This window comes from Pantoea sp. B623 (assembly GCF_024814475.1).
Taxonomy (GTDB): Bacteria; Pseudomonadota; Gammaproteobacteria; order Enterobacterales; family Enterobacteriaceae; genus Pantoea; species Pantoea ananatis.
Map to the genome: position 1 here is coordinate 2,433,712 of NZ_JANUXM010000004.1, position 23,633 is coordinate 2,457,344.

A 23,633-nucleotide genomic window follows, 5' to 3' on the forward strand; every position below is an offset into this window, starting at 1 on the left:
GGGAACTGGCCGGGTTCTGTTGAACCTGGCCAGCATCAGCATTGATGGTGAGAATTACAGACCGAGTTTGACGAGATCGTTAACGTTGGCTTTGGTGATCTGAAGGATGCGGTCCACCATGATCACCTTGTTTTCGTTATCCACAATGGCTTCCCCCAAACCCGGAATGGTCATGCCGGTTTTGAATTCCGCATTATCCAGCGCGAGGCGGGCCACATCCGTCATGGCCAGTCCGGCTTCTTTCGGACTCCACAGGAAACCTTCACGAATCACACCAGACATAATGTATGCCCGCGCCTGGGAGGGAATAGTGGTCCCCACCAGGGCGATTTTTTTCTCCAGATGACGTTTTTTCAGCACATTACCTGCACCGATCGGACCGTTCGAGCCCATCGACATAATGCCCGTCACGTTCGGATGTGCTTTCAGAATATCCTGCGTAACCCGTTCGGATTCATCGATAAAGTCCGCGCCAGGAAAGCGGTCGGCGGCCAGTTTCATATTCGGGTAGTGCTCTTTTTGGTAGGCGATAGCGGCATCGGCCCACTGATTGTGACCCGTGGTCGTCAATGTGCCGACCAGCACGACGTATTCCCCTTTTTCACCCATCTCGCGCGCCAGGGCTTTCATCTGTGCTTCGCCGTAAGCTTTCGCGCTCATGAGCTCCACATCCCAGGTTTTGCCTTCCTGGTTTGGACCTTCCTGGGTGATCACCATGATGCCCGCATCACGCGCACGCTTCACGACCTGCGCTGTGACTTTGGTATCCAGCGGAACCAAACCAATCACATCAACTTTTTTGGCAATCAAATCTTCAATCAGCTTCACCTGCTGCGCAGGATCGGCTCGCGTGGGTCCCACCATTGAGGTTTTAAGATTGTTTTTTTCGCCGCCCTCTTTTAATCCCTGATTAAGGATATTGAACCAGGGCACACCGGCTTCTTTCACCACGGTCACCATGGTTTTGGTTTCGGAGGCCAGTGCGCACATGGGAAAGGCTAAACTTACTGAGACGGATAACAGCGTAGAGATGCTTAACAGTTTAATTATATTGCGGCGATTCATTTTGCTACCCCTGGTTATCATTAACATGATGAAATCTTCTCTTGTCAGAAATTGATATAAAGCGTCAGCTGCCAGCAATGACGACAGCAAATAAATAATCAACCCTGAAAAGTGGGTATTCGTAGTAATAAAAAGAGAAAATAAACCGTTCTACAGGTTAAGGGTTTTTCCCATTTTCCAAAACAAACCGCATAATTGTCCTGGCACACTCAAGAATTTACTTAAATGAAAAATAAAGTAAATTACCTACCACCAATAAAGATTCCTTCTTTGATAAAGCTCACACATTTCATTAACAAAATCGCGGCAGCGATCAAACTGAATCGTGGATCAGGGCTTCTTCATGCTGGCTTTCCTGCGCGTTAAGGTAACCGAGCGTGATGCTGAAGCAGGCCCGTTCCCCTCCGGCCAGTGACCGCACATTCCCGGCACGCTTTTCTGCCAGATAACCTTCAACGCCGCAGGTCGCCGGCATCGCGAAGGCGCACACCTTCTGCATGTTATTCGCCAGAATCCAGCGCGTCAGAAACGGAAAGTGTTCCGGGTTATAGTTCACCGTAAAGGCATCACCTTCCGGCCGCCTGAGCATGACATGGACCTGACCATCCTCGGCTTTACGCAGATTTTTGATGTAGAAAACCAGTTCAGGATCGGGCTGCAACTCAGCGTTAAGCACTTCTGTGCTGGCGGGATCGTGCCTGAGCTGCTCAAGCCTTGCCAGATAGGCATCATTCGCTTTCACGATGGCCGGTACTGACGAACGGATCACCGTGTCGGCCGCCGTAAAGGCCGCAGGCTGAATGATGCGAGCGCCTTCGACATAGGCAAAGTTAGCATGGCACATGTACATCAGATCCATGGGATTGCGCGACAGGTTCTCTACCTCCATGCACACTTCAAAGGTCGCGCTGTCCGGACGGATAACCACCCGCGGCTGGGCCAGATAATGGTCACCAAATCCCATCAGGTATTCACGCTCACTCACCAGTGCCAGCCACGGCCCCTGCGCATCCTCGCCCGTTTCAATACGTGCCCGCTGCATAGGTGCAACAGGCATTTCACCGTGCAGAGCGTGCGTGTCTTCCGCTGTGGGGTTACCGTTGCGCAGCAGCCCTGAGTGATACATAAAGCAGCCGTAGGTGCCGACAATATCGCTGGCAGGACGTGGCTCGGTAAAACGGCTTTGCATTGTCAGGTCAACGCCATCAAACATGGCCTGCCAGATCATCTGACCAAAATAAGGAAGCACCACCAGATGACCTCGGGCGTTTTTCAGCCGCACGGCTTCGATTCCTGATTCATAGGTAAATAATGTCGCGCTGCACCCCGCGGCCTTGACGACCTCTACGGGTTGGGTACGGAAAAATGCCTTCTGGAGCAGGAAGGTGGTCGGTAACAGTGTATGTTGCATAACTGGCCTCAAAATTTACTGATTATCGTTTTTTAGTAAACAAATCCATCTTGTGATCGCGCACAGTTTATTTCAATGGGGGATCTTCTATTTTAGGAATGTCAGCCGTTGGAGAAGCCTTCCTGCGCCGTTGAAAACAGAGGGAAAATGAATAAGGGTCGCAATGAATCTTAATACTATAATATTGGGATATTTATCACAGATTATTTTTATTATTGGCAGATGCCAATAATAAGGGGAGAGGGGTTATTAATCTCTGCCCTTATTATTTTAATAAGGGCAGTCTCCTGTGCGATTGGGAAGGTGCTGAGAGGTCGGTTTTCAGAACCTGACGTTGTAGCGAACAACATCATCAACCTGGGCTAGCTTGTCGTAGAGTTTACGCGCGGGGTTATTTTCATTTGTCACCCAGTACACCTTTGCCCAGCCCGCCTCACGGGCTTCATCGCAGACCCGCGTGATGAGCGCTTTTCCCGCTCCCACGCCACGCGCATTTTCTTCAACGAAGAGATCTTCCAGATAGCATACGGGCTGTGTAAACCATGTGCCTTCATGTATCACGCAGACCACGAAGCCCGTCACCTTGCCATCAAATTCGGCCAGCCAACACATTAACGCTGATTCGGGCGACTGTATTCTCTGCCAGGTAGATAACGTGACGGCATCGTCCAGGTTCTGTCCGTAAAAATGCAGATAACCTTTCCAGAGGGTTAGCCAGGCAGAGTAATCCTCTGGTATGGCTTTGCGGACCTTGAGCATTGGAAATTCCTTTTGGTTAAAACAACAACTAAGCGATGACAATGCGGGTGAGCTTTACCCGACTCTTGCAGGCACATTGGTGCACTATCAGTAATGATAACGACAGGTGCTATCAGCAGGGCATCTTCACTAAGAGCATCGTCAAGCCGATGCGCAGAAGTGAGACGGTGTGACCAAAAAACTAAGACGATATTTTCGCGCTGGCGGTTTTCCTGTCCTTTTGAAAGGGAGTCAGCTGGCACCCTTGGTGAGCGTTTTTTGCTGTGCCTTTGTCCGTTTCTTGCCATCCAGCTTCAGCAGAATACGCGAGTGTTGCTCGTGAAAAGATCGAATGATGCGGTTAACCTTATTGCCTCATGCAGCGATCCAGGCAAGCGTTAAGCATCTACATCACCTCACCATTCTCCTGCCGGTACTCCTTCGGCGTGGTGGCATAGCTTTTTTTAAACACGGAGTAGAAATACTGGAGCGACGGGTAGCCGCACATCTGGGAGATCTCATTGATGCTCAGCGACGAGCCCGCCAGCAGCTCCCTAGCCTTCTCCAGCTTCTCACGGTGGATCATGGCATGAATCGTGTCGCCGGTTTCATCCCGGAAACGCTTCTCCAGGTTTGAGCGCGACATGCCAATCGCATCCAGCACCTGCTCTACCTTAATGCCCTTGCAGGCGTTGAAGCGGATAAAGTGCATCGCCTGGATCACGGCGGGATCGTGCAGTGAGCGAAAGTCCGTAGAGCGGCGGGCAATGACTTTTACCGGCGGTACTAAGATACGCTGCAGAGGCAGGGTTTGCTTATCCAGCAGGCGATGCAGCAGTTTGGCGGCCTGGTAACCCATCTGGCGCGAGCCCTGAACCACGGAGGACAGCGCTACCCGCGACAGGTAACGCGTCAGCTCTTCGTTATCAATACCAATCACGCACAGCTTCTCCGGCACCGGAATCTTCAGGTATTCGCAGGCCTGCAGCAGATGACGCGCGCGGGCGTCGGTGACGGCAATAATGCCGGTATGGGGAGGAAGCGTTTGCAGCCAGTCGGCCAGGCGGTTTTGTGCATGCTGCCAGTTCTCAGAGGCAGTCTCCATGCCCTGATAGACGACGCCCATGTAACGTTCGCGCATCACCATTTTACGAAACGCCAGTTCGCGCTCCTGCGCCCAGCGTTTGCCGCTGGAAGCCGGTAAACCGTAAAAGGCGAAACGGTTGATGCCGCGCGCTTTCAGGTGCAGAAAGGCACTTTCCACCAGCGCACTGTTGTCGGTGGCGATGTAGTGTACTGGCGGATAATCCTCTTCACGGTGATAGGAGCCGCCTACGCCGACAATCGGCACTGCCACGTCCGCCAGCGAACGCTCAATGGCACTGTCGTCATAATCTGCGATGACGCCGTCGCCCAGCCATTCATGGATATTCTCAATGCGGCAGCGGAAGTCCTCCTCAATGAAAATATCCCAGTTGGTCTGCGAAGCCTGTAAATACTCGCCAACGCCTTCTACCACCTGACGATCGTAAACCTTGTTGGCGTTAAACAGCAGGGTAATGCGGTATCGTTTTTCATGCATAGTGGCACATCCCTTTAACTCCCAGCGCATTGCATAGCACAGCCGGATGCGCCACAGAAATGGTTTGCGCCACAGTGTGATCGTTCACACGATTACAGGCGGCGGCGCGTTGCAGTGTCCATCCACACGGCCAGCAGCAAAATCGCACCTTTAACGATGTACTGCCAGAAAGTCGGCACATCCATCATACTCATGCCGTTATCCAGCGAGGCCATAATAAACGCGCCCATCACCGCGCCCGCGACGGAACCGACACCGCCGGCCAGGCTGGTACCACCAATAACGCAGGCCGCGATCGCATCCAGCTCGGCGATATTCCCGGCGGAAGGCGAACCGGCCCCCAGGCGCGAACTGAGGATTAGCCCGGCAATCGCCACCATCAGGCCGTTGATGGCAAATACCGCCAGCTTGGTGCGCGCCACGTTGATGCCGGAGAGCCGCGCGGCATCAATGTTGCCGCCAATAGCATAGATACGCCGCCCGAAGGCGGTGCGGGTGGCCATAAACATCCCCACCAGCATGAGCAATGCCAGCAGCAGGACCGGTGTCGGTACGCCGCGATAATCATTCAGCAGCCAGATCGCGCCCAGAACCAGAACGGCGGTAATGGCCTGCCGTGCTACGGTGCCGGTGGCGGCTGGCTGAGCCAGACCCAGTTGCTGACGGCGCAGCCGCAGGCGCCACTGCCACAGAATAAACAGCGCCAGGCCCGCAAAGCCAAAGCCAAAACCGATACCGCCGGGCAGATAGCTTTGACCGATCTGCGACATCGCCGGGCTTGTCGGTGCCACGGTAGTGCCATCGGTGATGCCCACCAGAATGCCGCGAAACGCCAGCATACCGGCCAGGGTAACGATAAATGAAGGGACCTTGCGATAAGCTATCCACCAACCGTTCCAGGTGCCGAGCAACAGCCCCAGCACCAGCGTGACCACGATAGTCAGCGGCAGCGGCCAGCCCAGCCAGACATCGAAGATTGCCGCCGCGCCGCCCAGCAGGCCCATCATGGATCCAACAGACAGATCGATCTCGGCGGAAATAATCACAAACACCATGCCAACGGCCAAAATGCCGGTGATCGCCGTCTGGCGCAGCAGGTTAGAGACGTTGCGCGGACTGAGCCAGGCGCCGTCGGTGGTCCAGGTAAAGAACAGGGCAATCAAGACAATCGCCCCCAGCATCACCAGCACCTGCAGGTTACGCAGGCCGAGCTTGCTGGATACGTGCTTGTTAGCCGGTGCCGCTACGGCAGGTTTACTCTCGCTGTTAAGCATAATGTTCACTCCGCAGGGCGGCTTCCATCACCTGCTCCTGAGTCAGATTGTCGTTAATCAGATCGGCTTTGATTTGCCCTTCATGCATAACCAGAATGCGATCGCTCAGGCCCAGCACTTCAGGCAGCTCAGACGAAATCACAATCACCGAGATGCCCTGCTTTACCAGGGCGTTGATCAGCACATAGATCTCCTGGCGCGCCCCAACATCAATGCCGCGCGTCGGCTCGTCCAGAATCAGGATTTTCGGGTTGAGCAGCAGGCACTTCGCCAGAATCGCTTTTTGCTGATTACCGCCGCTGAGGCGACCAATCGGCAGCTCAGGCGAAGAGGTTTTCACCCGCAGTCGTGCAATGGCGGCGTTGATGGCGCGCAGCTCTTCGGCCTCATCAAGGGTGGAAAGCCGATGACTGAACTGGTCCAGCGCGGCCAGCGTGATGTTTTTGCCTACGCCCATCAGCGGCACGATGCCGTCTTTTTTACGATCTTCCGGCACCATGGCAATGCCGTGTGCGATAGCGTGCTGACAGTCGCGAATCGTGACTTTTTGGCCATTGATCGCGATGTCGCCCTGCCAGCGTCCCGGCCAGACGCCAAACAGGCACTGCACGGTTTCGGTTCTGCCTGCACCGACTAATCCGGCGATGCCGAGAATTTCGCCCTTTCGCAGGGTGAAGGAGACGTTATTCACCCGCTTCACGTGACGGTTAACCGGATGCCAGGCTGTCAGGTTATCGACCTGCAATACCGTGTCGCCAATGTCGTGAGGCGAATGAGGATAAAGCGCCGTGAGTTCGCGTCCGACCATCATGGTGATGATGTCATCTTCGCTCAGGCCTGCCGCTGGCCGGGTGGCGATGTGCTGACCATCGCGGATGACACAGATCGTGTCCGAGATAGCCTTCACTTCATTGAGCTTGTGCGAGATGTACACGCAGGCAATGCCGTGTCCGCGCAGGTTCTGGATGATGCTGAGCAGCACTGTCGTCTCCTGCTCGGTCAGCGATGAGGTGGGTTCATCCAGGATCAGTAAGCGCACCTGTTTGTTAAGGGCACGGGCAATCTCCACCAGCTGTTGTTGCCCCAGGCCAAGCTCACCCACGCGCGTATCCGGCGAGACGTTGAGTTTGACGCGCTCCAGCAGCTGCTGGCAGCGCAGCGTCATGGTTTCATCATCTACCATGCCGAAGCGCCCCAGCTCTGCGCCGAGAAAGATGTTCTCCATCACCGTGAGCTGCCGCACCAGCGCCAGCTCCTGATGGATGATGACAATGCCTTTGCGTTCGGTATCGCGGATGGTTTGCGCCTGAATATCCTCCCCGGCAAAGCGAATCTGCCCGTCGAAATCCCCGTGCGGATAGAGCCCGCACAGGATTTTCATCAGCGTCGATTTGCCAGAGCCGTTTTCACCGCACAGCGACAGCACTTCACCGGCATCCAGCTGCAGGCTGACGTTATCCAGCGCCTTCACCGCGCCAAAGCGCTTAGTGATGTTCTTCATTTCCAGCAACATCGTTTACTCTCCTTCGCGTAGCGCGATTAGAGTTCGCTTTTCTTGTGGAAACCGTCTTTCACCACGGTGCTGTCGATGTTGTCTTTGTTGACCTCAATCGGTGTCAACAGGCGCGCTGGCACGTCTTTCAGGCCGTTATTGAGCGTGGCGTTGCTGGCTGGCGTCTGACCGTTGCCCAGCTCGATGGCAATCTTCGCGGCTTCGGTAGCCAGCTCTTTGATGGGTTTGTACACGGTCATGGTCTGGGTGCCGTTCATAATGCGTTTGATGGCAGCCAAATCCGCATCCTGCCCGGAAATGGCCACTTTACCGGCCAGCCCCTGAGCGCTTAGCGCCTGAATGGCACCGCCCGCAGTGGCATCGTTCGAGGCGACAACTGCGTCAATATTGTTTTTATTGGCGGTCAGGGCATTTTCCATAATTTTCAGCGCGTTTTCCGGCAGCCAGGCATCCACCCACTGGTCGCCAACAATTTTAATACTGCCGTTATCGATGTAAGGTTTTAACACCTTCATTTGTCCTGCGCGGAACAGGCGGGCGTTATTATCTACAGGTGAGCCGCCCATCAGGAAGTAATTTCCTTTTGGTACCTTTTTCACCAGGCTTTCCGCCTGCATTTCACCCACTTTTTCATTATCAAAGGAAATATAAAAATCGATGTCGGCGTTATTTATCATGCGGTCATAGGCAAGCACTTTAATCCCTTCACGTTTGGCTTCTGCCACTACGTTACTCAATACCTGACCGTTGTAGGGAATGATAACCAGCACATCAACGCCACGGTTGATCATATTTTCAATTTGCGACATCTGAGTTTCTTCGTTGCCATTGGCTGACTGCACGAAGACTTTTGCGCCCTGCGCCTCAGCCTGTTTGACAAAGATGTCACGGTCTTTTTGCCAGCGCTCCAGGCGCAAATCGTCGATTGCCATGCCAATTTTGACTTCTTTTGCCAGACTGGCCTGGCTGAACAGGGCCAGCGCTGCAAGGGCAGCGAGTAATGCAGGTTTCATTTTCATCATGGTCATCCTGTAGGGTACGGTTATTGTCGTTGTAAGGCTATGAACCAGGCGGATGAATTGTTCACCTTATTTTCTGCTGCCAGCAATTACTGATTTTTATCCCGCTATTACGTTTTTTGGTTTATTTCTGTATTTATGAGCGCGATCGAAAATTTTACATTTTCAGACTCACCGATTGCGAGATAGGACCTGTCGGGCGTCATAAAGCCTTCATATTTTTTTGCGAGCAAGTGCACAATAAATAATTATCTTACCGGCTGTGTGAAATATCGTAATTGAGCGCGCTGAGAGCGGGTACGCACAATAACGCTTCTGGGTAACCCATTCGGGGCCGATGCTAAGGAGCAAACCATGCACGCTTATTTTGACCAGCTTGATCGCGTTCGCTACGAAGGAACAAAAACCACCAATCCTCTGGCGTTCCGTCACTACAATCCGGATGAAGTGATCATGGGTAAAACCATGGCCGAGCATCTGCGCTTCGCCGCCTGTTACTGGCATACGTTCTGCTGGAACGGTGCCGATATGTTTGGCGCGGGTGCGTTTGATCGTCCGTGGCAGAAAGCGGGCGAGGCGCTGGATCTGGCCAAACTCAAAGCGGACGTGGCGTTTGAGTTTTTTCACAAGCTGAACGTGCCCTATTACTGCTTCCACGATGTGGACGTGTCACCGGAAGGGGATTCGCTGAAAAGCTATCGCGAAAACCTGGCCGTCATGACCGATAAACTGCTGGAAAAGCAGCAGGAAACCGGGCTTAAGCTGCTGTGGGGCACAGCGAACTGTTTCACCCATCCGCGTTATGGTGCAGGCGCTGCAACCAGTCCCGATCCGGAGGTGTTTTCCTGGGCAGCCAGCCAGGTATGCAGTGCCATGAAAGCCACCCAGACGCTGGGCGGCGAAAACTATGTGCTGTGGGGCGGTCGCGAAGGATACGAAACCCTGTTAAATACCGACCTGCGCCAGGAGCGCGAGCAGATCGGCCGCTTTATGCAAATGGTGGTGGAGCACAAGCACAAAATCGGCTTCCAGGGCACGCTGCTGATCGAACCTAAGCCGCAGGAACCCACCAAGCATCAGTATGATTATGATGTCGCCACGGTTTATGGCTTCCTGAAGCAGTTTGGTCTGGAAAAAGAGATTAAGGTGAACGTCGAAGCGAACCATGCGACGCTGGCCGGCCACGCTTTCCATCATGAAATTGCAACGGCCATTGCCCTTGGCGTGTTTGGTTCGGTGGATGCTAACCGTGGTGATCCGCAGTGCGGCTGGGATACGGACCAGTTCCCGGTCAGCGTGGAAGAAAACGCGCTGGTGATGTACGAAATCATCAAAGCAGGCGGTTTCACGACCGGCGGCCTAAACTTTGATGCCAAAGTGCGCCGTCAGAGCACCGATAAGTATGACCTGTTCTATGGTCATATTGGCGCGATGGACACCATGGCACTGGCGTTGAAAGTCGCGGCGCGCATGCTGTCTGACGGTGAGCTGGATAAACGCGTTGCGCAGCGCTACAGCGGCTGGAACGGTGAGTTCGGCCAGCAGATTTTGAAAGGCGAGTTCTCTCTGGACGCGCTGGCGGCCCATGCGCATCAGCAGCAGTTTAACCCGCAGCACAACAGTGGACGTCAGGAGCAGCTGGAAAACCTGGTGAATCACTATCTCTATGATTTTTAATCCGTAAGGAGCGCGACATGGTAATCGGGATCGATATCGGCACATCCGGCGTTAAGGCTGTGCTGCTGGATGAGCAAGGCGTGGTTGTTGCGGTGGAAACCTCACCCTTGACGGTTTCCCGCCCGCAGCCGTTGTGGAGCGAACAAGATCCCGAAAGCTGGTGGCTGGCGACAGACCGCGCGATACAGGCACTGGCCCAGCAGCACGATCTGAGTGGGGTAAAAGCGATTGGCCTGACCGGGCAGATGCACGGCGCTACGCTGCTTGACGTACAGCATCAGGTGCTGCGCCCGGCCATTCTCTGGAATGACGGACGCAGCGGCGATCAGTGCCGTGAGCTGGAACAGCGGGTGCCTGAATCGCGTCAGATCACCGGAAACCTGATGATGCCGGGCTTCACCGCGCCAAAGCTGCTGTGGCTGAAAGAGCATGAGCCTGACGTTTTTGCTCAGGTCGCAAAAGTGCTGTTGCCCAAAGATTACCTGCGCTGGCGACTGAGCGGCGAATTTGCCAGCGATATGTCAGATGCGGCGGGCACAATGTGGCTGGATGTGGAAAAGCGTGACTGGAGTGATGTGATGCTGGCGGCCTGCGGGCTGGCGCGTCACCACATGCCTGCGCTGTTTGAAGGTAATCAGATTACCAGTGCGCTGTCAGCGGATATCGCACAGCGCTGGAAACTGCCTCAGGTGCCGCTGGTGGCAGGAGGGGGCGATAACGCTGCCGGCGCAGTGGGTGTCGGTATGACAGCGCCGGGGCAAGGCATGTTGTCGCTGGGAACGTCCGGCGTCTATTTTGTGGTTAGCGACGGCTATCTCAGTAATCCGCAACGTGCCGTTCATAGCTTTTGTCATGCCCTGCCACAGCGCTGGCATCTGATGTCAGTGATGCTCAGTGCTGCGTCCTGCCTTGACTGGGCGGCTGCGCTGACCGGCTGCGACGATGTTCCTCATTTATTGTCAGAGGCGGAGCGGGCAAAACAGGATGCGCCGCCGCTGTGGTTTTTGCCTTATCTGTCGGGGGAACGCACGCCGCATAATAATCCGCACGCCTGTGGCAGCTTCTTTGGCTTTACCCACCAGCACGGACGACCAGAGCTGGCGCAAGCCGTGCTGGAAGGCGTTGGTTTTGCACTGGCCGAAGGCATGGATGTGGTACACGAATGTGGTGTGACGCCCAGTAGTATCATGCTGATTGGCGGCGGCGCCCGTAGCGGTTACTGGCGCCAGATGCTGGCGGATATCAGCGGACAGACGCTGGATTACTGCGAAGGTGGCGATGTCGGACCCGCGCTGGGCGCAGCCCGTCTGGCGCAAATGGCGCTGGATGAGAATCTGACCGTGCCTGCCTTGAAGCAGGTGCAGCGCCACCAGCCGGACCCGGCGCGTCATGCGCACTATCAGCCGAGACGTGAGACGTTCAGCCGGCTGTATCAGCAGCTGCTGCCGTTGATGCAGCAGTAATCCAGAAAGGGGGCAAACTGTGTTGCCCCCTTTTCACTTAACCAATTGCCCCCAGCGCATCGTCCTGACTCTGCTTCTTCGGCAGCAGGAACAGCGTTGCCACAATATCCAGCAGGTAGATGAGCGCCAGTAAGGTAATGGCCGCCACGAAAGAAAACTTGCCTGCCAGCAGGCCGATCACCAGCGGGCCGAATCCACCGACGCCACGTCCCAGGTTAAACAACACATTTTGCGCGGTCGCGCGCACCTGCGGTGGGAAGGTATCCGAGATTAGTGCACCGTATCCGCCGATCATGCCATTAACAAACAGCCCCATCAGGGCGCCCGTAAACAGCATAACGGTGGGATCGCGCAGTTGCGCATAAACCACAACCATCACGACTGCGCCGAACTGATAAAGCAGGAAAATTTTCCAACGTGCAAAGCGGTCCGCCAGCACGCCAAACAACCAGATGCCAAAAGTCATGCCGACCACGGTTACTGCCGTCCAGAGGCCGGATTTTGTCAGGCTGAAACCGAAGTTTGATGAGAGGTAGCTCGGCATCCAGATCATCAGGCCGTAATAACCAAAGTTCTGGACGGAGCAGAGAATAAAGATCCCCAGACTGGCCTTGCTGGTGGCGCGGTCTTTAACCAGCAATTTCAGTCGGGCGGGAAAAGACAGCGAGGGAACATGTTTGATCTGACGGGTAAAGCTCTCAGGTTCGCCCATGCTGCGGCGAATGATAAACGACACCAGCGCGGGCAGCAGCCCCACAAGGAACATCCCGCGCCAGCCAATAACACTCAGCAACGGCGGCGTGATAAACGCCGCCAGCAGAACCCCCAGTTGCCAGCCGATCCCGACCCACGCCGATGCGCGGTTGCGCTTCTCTGCCGGCCAGGCTTCCGCAATCAGCGCCATGCCGATACCAAACTCGCCGCCGAGCCCCATTCCAGCCAGCGTGCGGTACGCCAGCAGATCCCAGTAACCCTGAGCCACCGCGCACAGGCCGGTAAAAACGGAGAACATCAGTATCGTAATGGTTAAGACACGAATACGCCCGTAACGATCGCTGAGATGGCCAAACACGATGCCGCCAATCACGGCACCAATCAGCGTCCAGGTCACCAGCGAGCCCGCCTGTGAGGGATCAAGCGCCAGCGACAGGCTAATGGCAGGCAGCATAAATCCCAGAATCAGCAGGTCGAATCCATCCATGGCATAACCGCTGACGGCAGCCAGCATCGCTTTGGCAGGCGTAACGCTCTGCTTAGAAGAGGAAGAAGAGGACATGAGTCAGCACCCGTTGGTTAAAAAACTGGCGCAAGTATAAAGAGCGATGCTGATGAGGTCTATGCAGAATAGCCGCAACCGTGCGCCTGAATAGCACACGGTTGTGCAGAATCAAGAAGGTTTATTACTGCCGTCGTCGCCGGATAAGAGCTCATCAAGCTTGTCTCCGCCGACGTGACGGAAATCCTGACCTTTGACGAAGTAGAAAATAATTTCGCAGATGTTCTGGCAGCGGTCACCAATACGCTCGATGGCGCGGGCGCAGAACAGTGCAGTTAACACGCTGGGAATCGTACGGGGATCTTCCATCATGTAAGTCATCAGCTGACGCACAATCCCCTCGTACTCTTTATCCACTTTTTTATCTTCGCGGTAGATCTGAACGGCTTCGTTAAGATCCATACGTGCAAACGCGTCCAGTACGTCATGCAGCATCTGTACGGTGTGGCGGCCCAGGGATTCCAGGCTGACCAGCAGAGGCAGATGTTGCTGACCAAACTTCTCCAGTGCGGTACGGCTGATTTTCTCGGCCACGTCGCCGATACGTTCCAGCTCGGAAATGGTCTTAATAATTGCCATAACCAGACGCAGGTCAATCGCAGTAGGCTGGCGTTTGGCAATGATGCGCACGCAAGCCTCATCAATCTCCACTTCCATCATGTTGACCTTCTGGTCGCCATCGATGACGCGCTGGGCCAGCTCACCGTCCAGGTTATGCATGGCGGTAATCGCATCGGTCAGCTGTTGCTCGACCAGCCCGCCCATAATCATCACCTGAGTGCGGATGTGCTCCAGTTCAGCGTTGAACTGACCGGAGATGTGTTTATTCAGATTTAAACTGTCCATGGCGATCTCCTGTCAAATCAGCCGTAGCGACCTGTGATGTAGTCTTCTGTTTGTTTCTGTGCCGGCTTGGTGAACAGCGTGTCGGTGTCGCTGAACTCAATCAGTTCGCCCAGATACATAAATGCCGTGTGGTCGGAACACCGTGCAGCCTGCTGCATGTTATGGGTCACGATCACAACCGTATAATCCTGCTTCAGTTCGGTAATTAATTCTTCGATACGGCCGGTGGAAATCGGATCCAGGGCTGAGCATGGCTCATCCAGCAGCAGCACTTCCGGACGGATAGCGATGCCGCGGGCAATGCATAAACGCTGCTGCTGTCCACCCGACAGGCTGTAGCCACTCTGGTGCAGCTTGTCTTTGGTTTCGTTCCACAGGGCCGCTTTGGTCAGGGCCCACTGCACGCGCTCATCCATGTCGGCACGAGACAGCTTCTCGAACAGGCGCACGCCGAAAGCGATGTTGTCATAAATTGACATTGGGAAAGGCGTTGGCTTCTGAAACACCATGCCAACGCGCGCCCGCAACAGCGCGATATCCTGATGCGACGCCAGAATATTGTCACCATCCAGCAGAATATCACCTTCGGCACGCTGATCCGGATAGAGCGAATACATTTTGTTGAAAGTGCGCAGCAGGGTGGACTTACCACAGCCTGATGGCCCAATAAACGCCGTAACCTGGTTTTTAGCAATATCCAGATTAATGTTTTTCAGAGCGTGAAACTTGCCGTAATAGAAATTCAGGTTACGAACCTCGATTTTTCCGGCTGACGCAGTCGCAGTACTCATTGTTTTTCTCTCTTAATCGACACCGCACAGGGCAGTGTCGGTAGTTAACCGTGTTTACCCTTGGCGAAAACCACTCTTGCTACGATATTCAGCAGCAGCACGCACAGGGTAATAATCAATACGCCAGCCCAGGCCAGGCTCTGCCACTCGGCAAACGGGCTCATGGCGAATTTAAATATGGTGACCGGAAGGTTAGCCACGGGCTGCATCATGTCGGTGCTCCAGAACTGATTCGACAGCGCAGTAAACAGCAGCGGCGCGGTTTCACCGGCGATACGGGCAATCGCTAACAGCACACCGGTGATGATGCCGGAAACCGACGCCTTGAGCGTAATCGCCGAGATCATCTTCCATTTCGGCGTACCCAACGCATAGGCGGCTTCGCGCATGCTGTCTGGTACCAGTCGCAACATGTTTTCCGTGGTTCGAATCACTATCGGAACCTGCAGCAGCGCCAGCGCAATCACGCCGGCCCAGCCGGAGAAGTGGTGCATCTGCGCCACGACGATGGTGTAGACAAACAGGCCAACCACAATCGATGGCGCTGACAGCAGAATGTCATTAATAAAACGAATCACTTCTGCCAGTGCTGATTTGCGTCCGTACTCTGCCAGATAAACGCCGGCCATGATGCCCAACGGCGTACCGAAGAAGGTAGACCAGAAAATCAGTAAACCGCTTCCCGCCAGGGCATTGGCTAAGCCACCACCCGCGGTGTTTGGCGGCGGAGTGGACTCCGTAAACAGCGACCATGACAAACCATCAATGCCACGGCTTACCGTAGTAAACAGAATCCACACTAACCAGAACAGGCCAAAAGCCATGGTCAGTAACGACATTGTCAGCGCAATTTTGTTTTTGGTACTGCGCCACGACTGCATCTTACGACGTGACGCTTCCAGCTCAGCGCGAGCCTGTACTTCCATTGTTGTCATGATCGCGCTCCTTCACTTTTGGCCAGCCGCATAATCATTAACTTTGAAATCGCCAGCACGATAAAGGTAATCACAAACAGAATCAGGCCCAGCTCCATCAGGGCCGCAACGTGTACGCCTGATTCTGCTTCAGCGAATTCGTTCGCCAGCGCGGAGGTGATACTGTTGCCGGGCATAAACAGCGAGGCGCTGTCTAACTGGTAGGTATTACCGATAATAAAGGTCACGGCCATGGTTTCACCCAGTGCACGTCCCAGACCGAGCATGACACCGCCGATCACCCCATTTTTGGTGAAGGGCAGAACAATACGCCAAATCACTTCCCAGGTCGTACAGCCAATGCCGTAAGCCGACTCTTTCATCATCACCGGCGTCTGTTCGAACACGTCGCGCATTACCGAGGCAATGTAGGGGATGATCATGATGGCCAGGATAACGCCTGCGGCCAGGATACCGATACCAAATGCGGGGCCAGAAAACAGCTCGCCAATGATAGGAATGCCCGACATCACATCGCCAACCGGCGTCTGGAAGTACTGTGCGAACAGTGGCGCAAAAACAAATAAGCCCCACATGCCGTAAACAATGCTGGGGATCGCCGCTAACAGCTCAATGGCGGTCCCCAGTGGACGACGTAACCAGCCTGGTGCGAGTTCAGTAAGGAAAAGCGCAATACCGAAACTGACCGGTACCGCAATAATCAGGGCAATGATTGAGGTGACGAGCGTACCGTAAATCGGTACCAGCGCACCAAATTGTTCGTTAGGGGCGTCCCAGGTTTTGGTCCACAAAAACGCGAAACCAAATTTCTGTATGCTCGGCCAGGAAGAGAAGATCAGGGAGACAATGATGCCGCCCATCAGTAACAAGACGATCAGCGCAGAGAGTTTTACCAGTGCACCGAAAACTCTGTCACCTTGCTTGCCTGGGGCTTTGAATGCCGACTTCGTTGCAGCCATAGAAGTCTCAGTCCTCAGAAGTTATCAGGGCGGCAGACGCCGCCCCTGAAGGCTGACCAGACTGATGTCCGGCCAGGGTCATTCACTTACTTGTAAAGCGCTTTACCTGAACTGTCTTTGATATTGGCTTTCCATGCGGCACGGATCTGCTGAACTACGCTCTCAGGCAGGGTGGCATAATCCAGGGCGTTAGCCGTTTTGCCGCCGTCTTTATAAGCCCAGTCGAAGAATTTCAGTACTTCTGCACCTTTCGCCGCATTAGCCTGGTCTTTGTAAATCAGGATAAAGGTGGTTGAGGTGATCGGCCATGCATCATTGCCTTTCTGGAAGGTCAGATCCTGGGCAAACGATTTGCTCCAGTCTGCGCCTTTTGCGGCATTAGAGAAGCTGATTTCGCTTGGCGCAACGGCCTTACCGTCTGCATCCATCAGCTTGGTGTAGGTCAGGTTATTCTGTTTGGCATACGCGTACTCAACGTAACCAATGGAGCCTGGCAGACGCTGAACGAACGCCGCAACGCCGTCGTTACCTTTACCGCCCAGACCGGTTGGCCAGTTAACGGTGTTTCCTTTACCAATTTTGCTGTTCCACTCTTCATTGACTTTCGCCAGGTAGCTGGTGAAAACGAAAGAGGTACCTGAACCATCCGCGCGGCGCACCACGTTGATGTTGGTGTCTGGCAGTTTCACGCCCGGGTTCAGTTTAACGATCGCTGGATCGTTCCACTTCTTGATATTGCCGAGATAGATATCACCTACGGTTTTTCCGTCCAGCGTCAGTTGGCCAGATTTTACGCCTGGCAGGTTAACCGCCAGCACCACACCACCGATCACGGTAGGGAACTGGAACAGCCCATTCTTCTGCAGATCTTCGTCTTTCATAGGCGCATCGGACGCACCGAAATCAACGGTTTTGGCGATAATTTGTTTTACACCGCCAGATGAACCAATGCCCTGATAGTTAATTTTGCTACCGGTGGCTTGCTGATACTCTGCTGCCCACTTGGCATAAACCGGCGCCGGGAATGTACCGCCAGCACCAGTCAGATCGGTGGCTGCAAAGGCAGAAACCGCACTAACGGCAAGAGAGGCGGCGAGGATTCGGGCTACGGTGCTACGCATCAGTGTCATGTTCCCTCCAGGGGAGAAAAGTCAGGCTAAGTGCCTTTTTAGTAAGAGTCAGTGATTGCTGCAGGAGGGAAAATAGGACAGTTTAGTGACAGAAAAATGTAGTTAATATTACAGTTATATGACAGACACAATTATTGCTAATTTTTACAAGCCCACTATTGAAAAGGACATGTTCGATGAAATTTATGAAGAAGCTTCTGGTAGGCAATATCGTCGTCCTCTGTACGCTGGCCAGCGCCCAGGCGTACGACGTACCGCAGATTCATTCGGATGAATCTTTTGCAATGACAGATAACAGAGGCACTCTGGCTACAATTGATAGTGGTGGCGCGGTCAGACAAGCTTCTGTCAATGCTGAGGATGTGAGTAAAACGAAGGAGAATGTAGAGAAATTATTAAAAACGCAAGAAAACCAGACTGATACCCTCAACCAGCTCACACAAAAGCTCAGTAAAAATGAAGATACGATCAATAACCTGCAACGCTCACTCGATGAGGCTAACCGTAAAATCAGCGATCAGCAGCGCGTAATTGAGCAAGTCAGCAGCAAAATCAAATAAATGGAACGCGTGAATCCCTGGTGGGATTCACGCGTGAGAGGCTTTACTCGACCGTAACCGATTTCGCCAGATTACGCGGCTGATCCACATCGGTGCCTTTAATCAGGGCGACATGATAGGAGAGTAGCTGGAGCGGCACGGTATAGAAGATAGGCGCAATGGCCTCTTCAACGTGCGGCAAGGGAATGATCTTCATTCCCTCGCTGTCACTGAAACCGGCATCCTGATCGGCAAACACGTACAGCAGACCGCCGCGCGCGCGCACCTCTTCGATATTCGATTTCAGCTTCTCTAACAGCTCGTTGTTCGGTGCCACCACGATGACCGGCATGTCAGCATCGATTAGCGCCAGCGGACCGTGCTTGAGTTCACCCGCAGCATAGGCTTCCGCATGAATATACGAAATTTCCTTCAGCTTCAGCGCCCCTTCCATGGCGATCGGATATTGATCGCCACGACCCAGGAACAGCGCATGGTGCTTATCAGAGAAATCTTCAGCCAGGTTTTCAATCAGCTTATCCTGCGCCAGCATTTGCTCAATGCGGCTTGGCAACGCCTGCAGACCATGAACAATCTCATGCTCTTTTTCTGCGGACATGCCGTTGAGGCGGCCGAGTTTTGCCACCAGCATCAGCAGCACGGTGAGTTGGGTGGTAAAGGCCTTTGTGGAGGCCACACCAATCTCAGTGCCCGCTTTGGTCATCAGCGCCAGATCGGATTCGCGCACCAGCGACGAACCCGCGACGTTACAGATAGCCAGCGAACCCAGATAACCCAGCTCTTTGGACAGGCGCAGCGCAGCCAGCGTATCAGCGGTTTCACCCGACTGAGAGAGGGTAATCAGCAGGCTGTTTTTACGCACAGCAGATTTGCGATAGCGGAATTCAGACGCGATTTCGACGTCGCAAGGGACGTTTGCCAGCGCCTCGAACCAGTAACGCGAAACCATACCGGAGTTATATGAGGTGCCGCAGGCAATGATCTGAACATGCTCAACCTTGCTGAGCAGGGCTTCTGCATTTGGCCCCAGTTCACTGAGATCCACTTCACCGTGGTTAAAACGCCCTGTTAAGGTGTTTTTAATCGCATTCGGTTGCTCATAGATCTCTTTCTGCATGTAGTGACGATATTGGCCTTTGTCGCCCGCATCATACTGCACGCTGGACTCGATCTCTTCACGACGGACGTTATTGCCGTTGCCATCAATGATGGTGACATCACGACGGCTAATTTCAGCGATATCGCCCTCTTCCAGATAAATGAAGCGGCGAGTGACCGGTAGCAGCGCCAGTTGGTCAGAAGCGATAAAGTTTTCACCCACACCACGGCCAATGACCAGCGGACTTCCGGAACGAGCCGCCACCAGCAGCGACGGATCGCGGCTGTCCATAATCACCATGCCATAGGCGCCGCGCAGCTGAGGGATCACGCGCTGTACAACTTCACGCAGCGAGCCGCCCTGTTTCTGTTCCAGATGGACCAGATGCGCCACCACTTCGGTATCGGTTTCTGAGGCGAAGTGATAACCCTTCGCCATCAGCGCTTCACGCAGGGGCTCATGGTTTTCAATAATGCCGTTATGGACGATAACGATGTGCTCAGAAACGTGCGGATGCGCGTTGGCTTCTGAGGGCTCGCCATGAGTTGCCCAGCGGGTGTGAGCAATACCTGTTCCGCCGACTAGGGGCTGTTCTTCTGCGGCGGCAGCCAGCATCTGAACCTTTCCCAGACGACGCAGGCGCGTTACGTGCCCCTGCTGATCGACGACGGCAAGACCGGCTGAGTCATAACCGCGGTACTCCAGGCGGCGTAACCCTTCTAACAAAATTTCAGCGATATCACGTTGTGCTACTGCGCCAACAATTCCACACATAGTTATTTCCTGACTTCATGGCTGTTCGCCATTGCGTTGTCATATGACCTGATAGTCCGGCTTTGCCGGTTCCCCGAGCCTTGTAGAGAGTGGGGATTATAGTTTTGGCACTGCAAGCGGCCCGTGTACCACGGGCCGTAAAATTATTTTTTCTTCTGCGGACGTTGCCAACCGGCTTTATGGTTCTGTTCTTTACGGTTATAGACCAGATCGGCTGCAGAGACATCTTTCATTACCGTGGTGCCCGCTGCGATAGTCGCGCCTGCCGCCACATTGACCGGCGCGACCAGCTGCGTGTCCGATCCTACAAAGACGTTATCGCCAATGATCGTTTTGAATTTATTCGCGCCATCGTAATTACAGGTGATCGTTCCCGCCCCAATATTCACATTGGCACCAATCTCGGCATCGCCCAGGTAAGAGAGGTGACCCGCTTTGGACCCTTTACCCAGTCGGGCTTTCTTCATCTCGACAAAATTACCTACGTGCGCGGCCTGAGCCAGCTCACTTCCCGGGCGCAGACGCGCAAATGGCCCTACGGTACAGTCTGCAGCCAGATTTGCATCCTCGATCACCGAATAGGGGCTGATATCACAGTCATCCCCGATAACGCTGTTTTTGATGACGCAGCCAGCACCAATTTTGACCCGGTTGCCCAGCGTCACCTGGCCTTCAATGATAACGTTGGTGTCAATTTCAACATCACGGCCATGCTGCAGGGTGCCACGCAGATCGAAACGCGCAGGATCGCGGAGCATGACGCCTGCCAACAGCAGTTTTTCAGCCTGCTCGCTTTGGTAAGTCCGCTCAAGCGTGGCCAGTTGCAGGCGATTATTGACACCGTCAGTTTCGCTATTGCGGGCCGGATGCACTGCATTAATCACCCGACCTTCTTCATGCGCCAGGGCAATAATATCGGTAATGTAGAATTCGCCCTGAGCATTATTGTTATTCAACTGGGACAGCCAGCGCTTAAGATCGCCGCCATTGGCGATCAGGATACCGGTATTGATTTCGTTAATGGTCAGTTGAGAAGGCGTGGCATCTTTTTGTTCAACAATGCCTACGATGGTGTCATTGTCGCGTACGATGCGACCGTAACCGGTGGGATTATCCAGGACGACCGTTAATAAACCGATACCGCCCGCGGGTTTTGCTTCGCGCAGACGCTGTAAGGTAGCTTCAGAAATCAGCGGGACATCACCATAGAGCATCATGATGTCTTCGTCATCGGAGAAGTGAGGGGCCGCCTGCTGCATAGCGTGGCCCGTACCCAGCTGCTCTGCCTGTAGCACCCAGTTTACTGTGCTGTCGTTTAACGTTGCTTTGAGTTGGTCACCACCGTGCCCGTATACCAAATGCACATGCTTTGCGCCAAGGCCCTTTGCGGCATCAATGACGTGCTGAACCATCGGTTTTCCTGCCAGCGTATGCAACACTTTCGGCAGATCGGAATACATACGGGTGCCCTTGCCAGCCGCAAGAATCACCACACTCATCGCACTGTTAGACATATCTATCCTGACTGATTGTAGACTGAAGAAAGTTAAACGATTTAGCGCTGAGATTACTACATTTTTCTCGGCCCGAAATTAGCCAGCATCCTTTTGCTTTACCGCCACGCAAAAAAAATGCCAACCCAATGGGCTGGCATTTCGTGACGCACAAAGCCGGATTACATCGCTTTTTTGGTCAGCTCGATCACGCGCAGTTTCGCAATGGCTTTTGCCAGTTCCGCAGAGGCCTGAGCGTAGTCCACGTCGCCGTGGCTGCTGTTCATATGCTCTTCTGCTTTACGTTTTGCTTCCAGCGCACGCGCTTCGTCCAGATCGGTACCGCGAATCGCGGTATCGGCCAGAACGGTGGTGCTGCCAGGCTGCACTTCCAGCACGCCGCCAGAGAGGTAAATAAACTCCTCTTCGCCGTGCTGTTTCACGATACGGATCATTCCAGGCTTAATGGCAGTCAGCAACGGGGCATGGCCAGGGAAAATCCCCAGTTCACCTTCGCTACCTGACACCTGAATTTTCTGTACCAGACCAGAGAACAGTTGGCTCTCTGCGCTGACAACATCCAGGTGATAAGTCATAGCCATAATTTTCCTCCTGGGAAACCGTTATTACAGTTTCTTCGCTTTTTCGACCGCTTCTTCGATGGCGCCAACCATGTAGAAGGCCTGCTCTGGCAGGTGGTCAAATTCACCTTCCATGATGCCTTTAAAGCCACGGATGGTGTCTTTCAGCGTTACGTATTTACCTGGAGAACCGGTGAACACTTCTGCTACGAAGAACGGCTGAGACAGGAAGCGCTGAATCTTACGCGCACGTGCCACCAGCAGTTTGTCTTCTTCAGACAGCTCGTCCATACCCAGGATGGCGATGATGTCTTTCAGTTCCTGATAACGCTGCAGCAGTGACTGTACGCCACGTGCAACGTCGTAGTGCTCCTGACCCACAACCAGTGGATCCAGCTGACGGCTGGTGGAGTCCAGCGGGTCAACGGCCGGGTAGATACCCAGCGAGGCGATCTGACGGCTCAGGGTAACTGTTGAGTCTAAGTGAGCAAAGGTGGTTGCTGGTGACGGGTCAGTCAAGTCATCCGCTGGCACGTATACGGCCTGTACGGAGGTGATTGAACCTGTCTTGGTGGAGGTAATACGCTCCTGCAACACACCCATCTCTTCTGCCAGCGTTGGCTGATAACCTACCGCAGATGGCATACGACCCAGCAGCGCGGATACTTCCGTACCGGCCAGGGTATAACGGTAGATGTTGTCGATGAACAGCAGAACGTCGCGGCCTTCATCACGGAATTTCTCCGCCATGGTCAGACCGGTCAGTGCCACGCGCAGACGGTTACCCGGCGGCTCGTTCATCTGGCCATACACCAGCGCAACTTTATCGATAACGTTGGAGTCAGTCATTTCGTGGTAGAAGTCGTTACCCTCACGAGTACGCTCACCCACGCCGGCAAATACCGAGTAACCTGAGTGCTCAGCCGCAATGTTACGGATCAGCTCCATCATGTTTACGGTTTTACCTACACCCGCACCACCGAACAGACCGACTTTACCGCCCTTAGCGAACGGACACATCAGGTCGATAACCTTGATGCCGGTTTCCAGCAGTTCCTGCGAGTTAGACTGATCTTCATAAGAAGGCGCAGGGCGGTGAATAGAGGAAACCTCTACTGCGCTGCCGTCTTCTTCTGTCAGGTCGCCTTTCATGTCGATAGGCTCGCCCAGCACGTTCATGATACGGCCGAGGGTTGCTTTACCAACCGGTACCTGGATCGGTTTTTTCAGGTCGGTGACTTCCAGACCGCGCTTCAGGCCGTCAGAAGTACCCATGGCGATAGTACGAACCACGCCACCACCCAGCTGCTGCTGAACTTCCAGCACCAGACGAGCATCACCATTCTTAACCTCAAGAGCGCTGTACACTTGCGGTACTGCATCCTGAGGGAATTCGACGTCAACTACGGCGCCGATAATCTGGACAATCTTTCCAGCTGCCATCTTG

The 23,633-nt window shown here is 54.1% G+C and carries 20 protein-coding genes; 3 read left to right on the forward strand and 17 right to left on the reverse strand.

Annotation, left to right across the window (positions count from 1 at the left end):
* Positions 1-54: 54 nt before the first annotated feature.
* The 7 genes from NXS97_RS13075 to xylF all read right to left on the reverse strand — a co-directional run bounded on the left by NXS97_RS13075 (position 55) and on the right by xylF (position 8,602).
* Positions 55-1,065, reverse strand: a complete 1,011-nt coding sequence (locus NXS97_RS13075) for a substrate-binding domain-containing protein (protein ID WP_105083421.1) — start codon at positions 1,063-1,065, stop codon at positions 55-57.
* 313 nt (positions 1,066-1,378) lie between these two features.
* On the reverse strand, positions 1,379-2,476 hold the full coding sequence (locus NXS97_RS13080) for an aldose 1-epimerase family protein (RefSeq protein WP_105083422.1): 1,098 nt from the start codon (positions 2,474-2,476) through the stop codon (positions 1,379-1,381).
* A 321-nt stretch (positions 2,477-2,797) separates the two neighbouring features.
* Positions 2,798-3,235, reverse strand: coding sequence for a GNAT family N-acetyltransferase (locus NXS97_RS13085; RefSeq protein ID WP_072137714.1), 438 nt, complete (start codon positions 3,233-3,235; stop codon positions 2,798-2,800).
* A gap of 385 nt (positions 3,236-3,620) precedes the next feature.
* Complete coding sequence (gene xylR, locus NXS97_RS13090) at positions 3,621-4,796, reverse strand: D-xylose utilization transcriptional activator XylR (protein ID WP_014332956.1); 1,176 nt, start codon at positions 4,794-4,796, stop codon at positions 3,621-3,623.
* A 92-nt stretch (positions 4,797-4,888) separates the two neighbouring features.
* Positions 4,889-6,070, reverse strand: coding sequence for a xylose ABC transporter permease XylH (gene xylH / locus NXS97_RS13095; protein ID WP_014332957.1), 1,182 nt, complete (start codon positions 6,068-6,070; stop codon positions 4,889-4,891).
* The gene (locus NXS97_RS13100) at positions 6,063-7,583 is read right to left on the reverse strand and encodes a xylose ABC transporter ATP-binding protein (RefSeq protein WP_019104654.1); all 1,521 of its coding nucleotides are present in this window, start codon (positions 7,581-7,583) and stop codon (positions 6,063-6,065) included. Before NXS97_RS13100 ends, xylH begins: the two co-directional genes overlap by 8 nt.
* A gap of 26 nt (positions 7,584-7,609) precedes the next feature.
* Positions 7,610-8,602, reverse strand: a complete 993-nt coding sequence (gene xylF / locus NXS97_RS13105) for a D-xylose ABC transporter substrate-binding protein (RefSeq protein ID WP_019104653.1) — start codon at positions 8,600-8,602, stop codon at positions 7,610-7,612.
* 354 nt (positions 8,603-8,956) lie between these two features.
* Here xylF and xylA point away from each other — a divergent pair, with 354 nt between their 5' ends.
* Entirely contained in the window at positions 8,957-10,279 is a 1,323-nt protein-coding gene (gene xylA, locus NXS97_RS13110; protein WP_014332960.1) for a xylose isomerase, read from the forward strand.
* Positions 10,280-10,296: 17 nt separating this feature from the next.
* Entirely contained in the window at positions 10,297-11,742 is a 1,446-nt protein-coding gene (xylB, locus tag NXS97_RS13115) for a xylulokinase (protein WP_116220154.1), read from the forward strand.
* Positions 11,743-11,779: 37 nt separating this feature from the next.
* Here xylB and NXS97_RS13120 read toward each other — a convergent pair whose 3' ends face one another.
* The 6 genes from NXS97_RS13120 to pstS all read right to left on the reverse strand — a co-directional run bounded on the left by NXS97_RS13120 (position 11,780) and on the right by pstS (position 17,679).
* Positions 11,780-13,018 carry an MFS transporter gene (locus NXS97_RS13120; RefSeq protein WP_013023945.1) on the reverse strand — a complete coding sequence of 413 codons (1,239 nt, stop codon included), beginning with the start codon at positions 13,016-13,018 and terminating at the stop codon, positions 11,780-11,782.
* 111 nt (positions 13,019-13,129) lie between these two features.
* Positions 13,130-13,864, reverse strand: coding sequence for a phosphate signaling complex protein PhoU (gene phoU, locus NXS97_RS13125; protein WP_013023944.1), 735 nt, complete (start codon positions 13,862-13,864; stop codon positions 13,130-13,132).
* Between the two features lie 17 nt (positions 13,865-13,881).
* Positions 13,882-14,655: a phosphate ABC transporter ATP-binding protein PstB gene (pstB, locus tag NXS97_RS13130; RefSeq protein WP_013023943.1), complete on the reverse strand. Its 774-nt coding sequence runs from the start codon at positions 14,653-14,655 to the stop codon at positions 13,882-13,884.
* 44 nt (positions 14,656-14,699) lie between these two features.
* Positions 14,700-15,590 (reverse strand): phosphate ABC transporter permease PstA, encoded by an 891-nt coding sequence (pstA, locus tag NXS97_RS13135; protein ID WP_013023942.1) that lies wholly within the window; start codon positions 15,588-15,590, stop codon positions 14,700-14,702.
* Positions 15,587-16,549, reverse strand: coding sequence for a phosphate ABC transporter permease PstC (gene pstC / locus NXS97_RS13140; RefSeq protein WP_013023941.1), 963 nt, complete (start codon positions 16,547-16,549; stop codon positions 15,587-15,589). The genes pstA and pstC overlap by 4 nt, the downstream gene beginning before the upstream one ends.
* Before the next feature lie 86 nt (positions 16,550-16,635).
* Positions 16,636-17,679, reverse strand: a complete 1,044-nt coding sequence (gene pstS, locus NXS97_RS13145) for a phosphate ABC transporter substrate-binding protein PstS (protein ID WP_014332963.1) — start codon at positions 17,677-17,679, stop codon at positions 16,636-16,638.
* Between the two features lie 176 nt (positions 17,680-17,855).
* Between pstS and NXS97_RS13150 the strand changes: the two genes are divergently transcribed.
* Positions 17,856-18,239, forward strand: coding sequence for a hypothetical protein (locus NXS97_RS13150; protein ID WP_014332964.1), 384 nt, complete (start codon positions 17,856-17,858; stop codon positions 18,237-18,239).
* Positions 18,240-18,282: 43 nt separating this feature from the next.
* Here NXS97_RS13150 and glmS read toward each other — a convergent pair whose 3' ends face one another.
* The 4 genes from glmS to atpD form a co-directional block, all read right to left on the reverse strand.
* Entirely contained in the window at positions 18,283-20,112 is a 1,830-nt protein-coding gene (glmS, locus tag NXS97_RS13155) for a glutamine--fructose-6-phosphate transaminase (isomerizing) (protein WP_013023938.1), read from the reverse strand.
* A gap of 143 nt (positions 20,113-20,255) precedes the next feature.
* Entirely contained in the window at positions 20,256-21,626 is a 1,371-nt protein-coding gene (gene glmU / locus NXS97_RS13160) for a bifunctional UDP-N-acetylglucosamine diphosphorylase/glucosamine-1-phosphate N-acetyltransferase GlmU (protein WP_013023937.1), read from the reverse strand.
* Positions 21,627-21,787: 161 nt separating this feature from the next.
* The gene (locus tag NXS97_RS13165; RefSeq protein ID WP_013023936.1) at positions 21,788-22,207 is read right to left on the reverse strand and encodes a F0F1 ATP synthase subunit epsilon; all 420 of its coding nucleotides are present in this window, start codon (positions 22,205-22,207) and stop codon (positions 21,788-21,790) included.
* Between the two features lie 24 nt (positions 22,208-22,231).
* Positions 22,232-23,629 carry a F0F1 ATP synthase subunit beta gene (gene atpD, locus NXS97_RS13170; protein WP_014332967.1) on the reverse strand — a complete coding sequence of 466 codons (1,398 nt, stop codon included), beginning with the start codon at positions 23,627-23,629 and terminating at the stop codon, positions 22,232-22,234.
* Between the last annotated feature and the right edge of the window lie 4 nt (positions 23,630-23,633).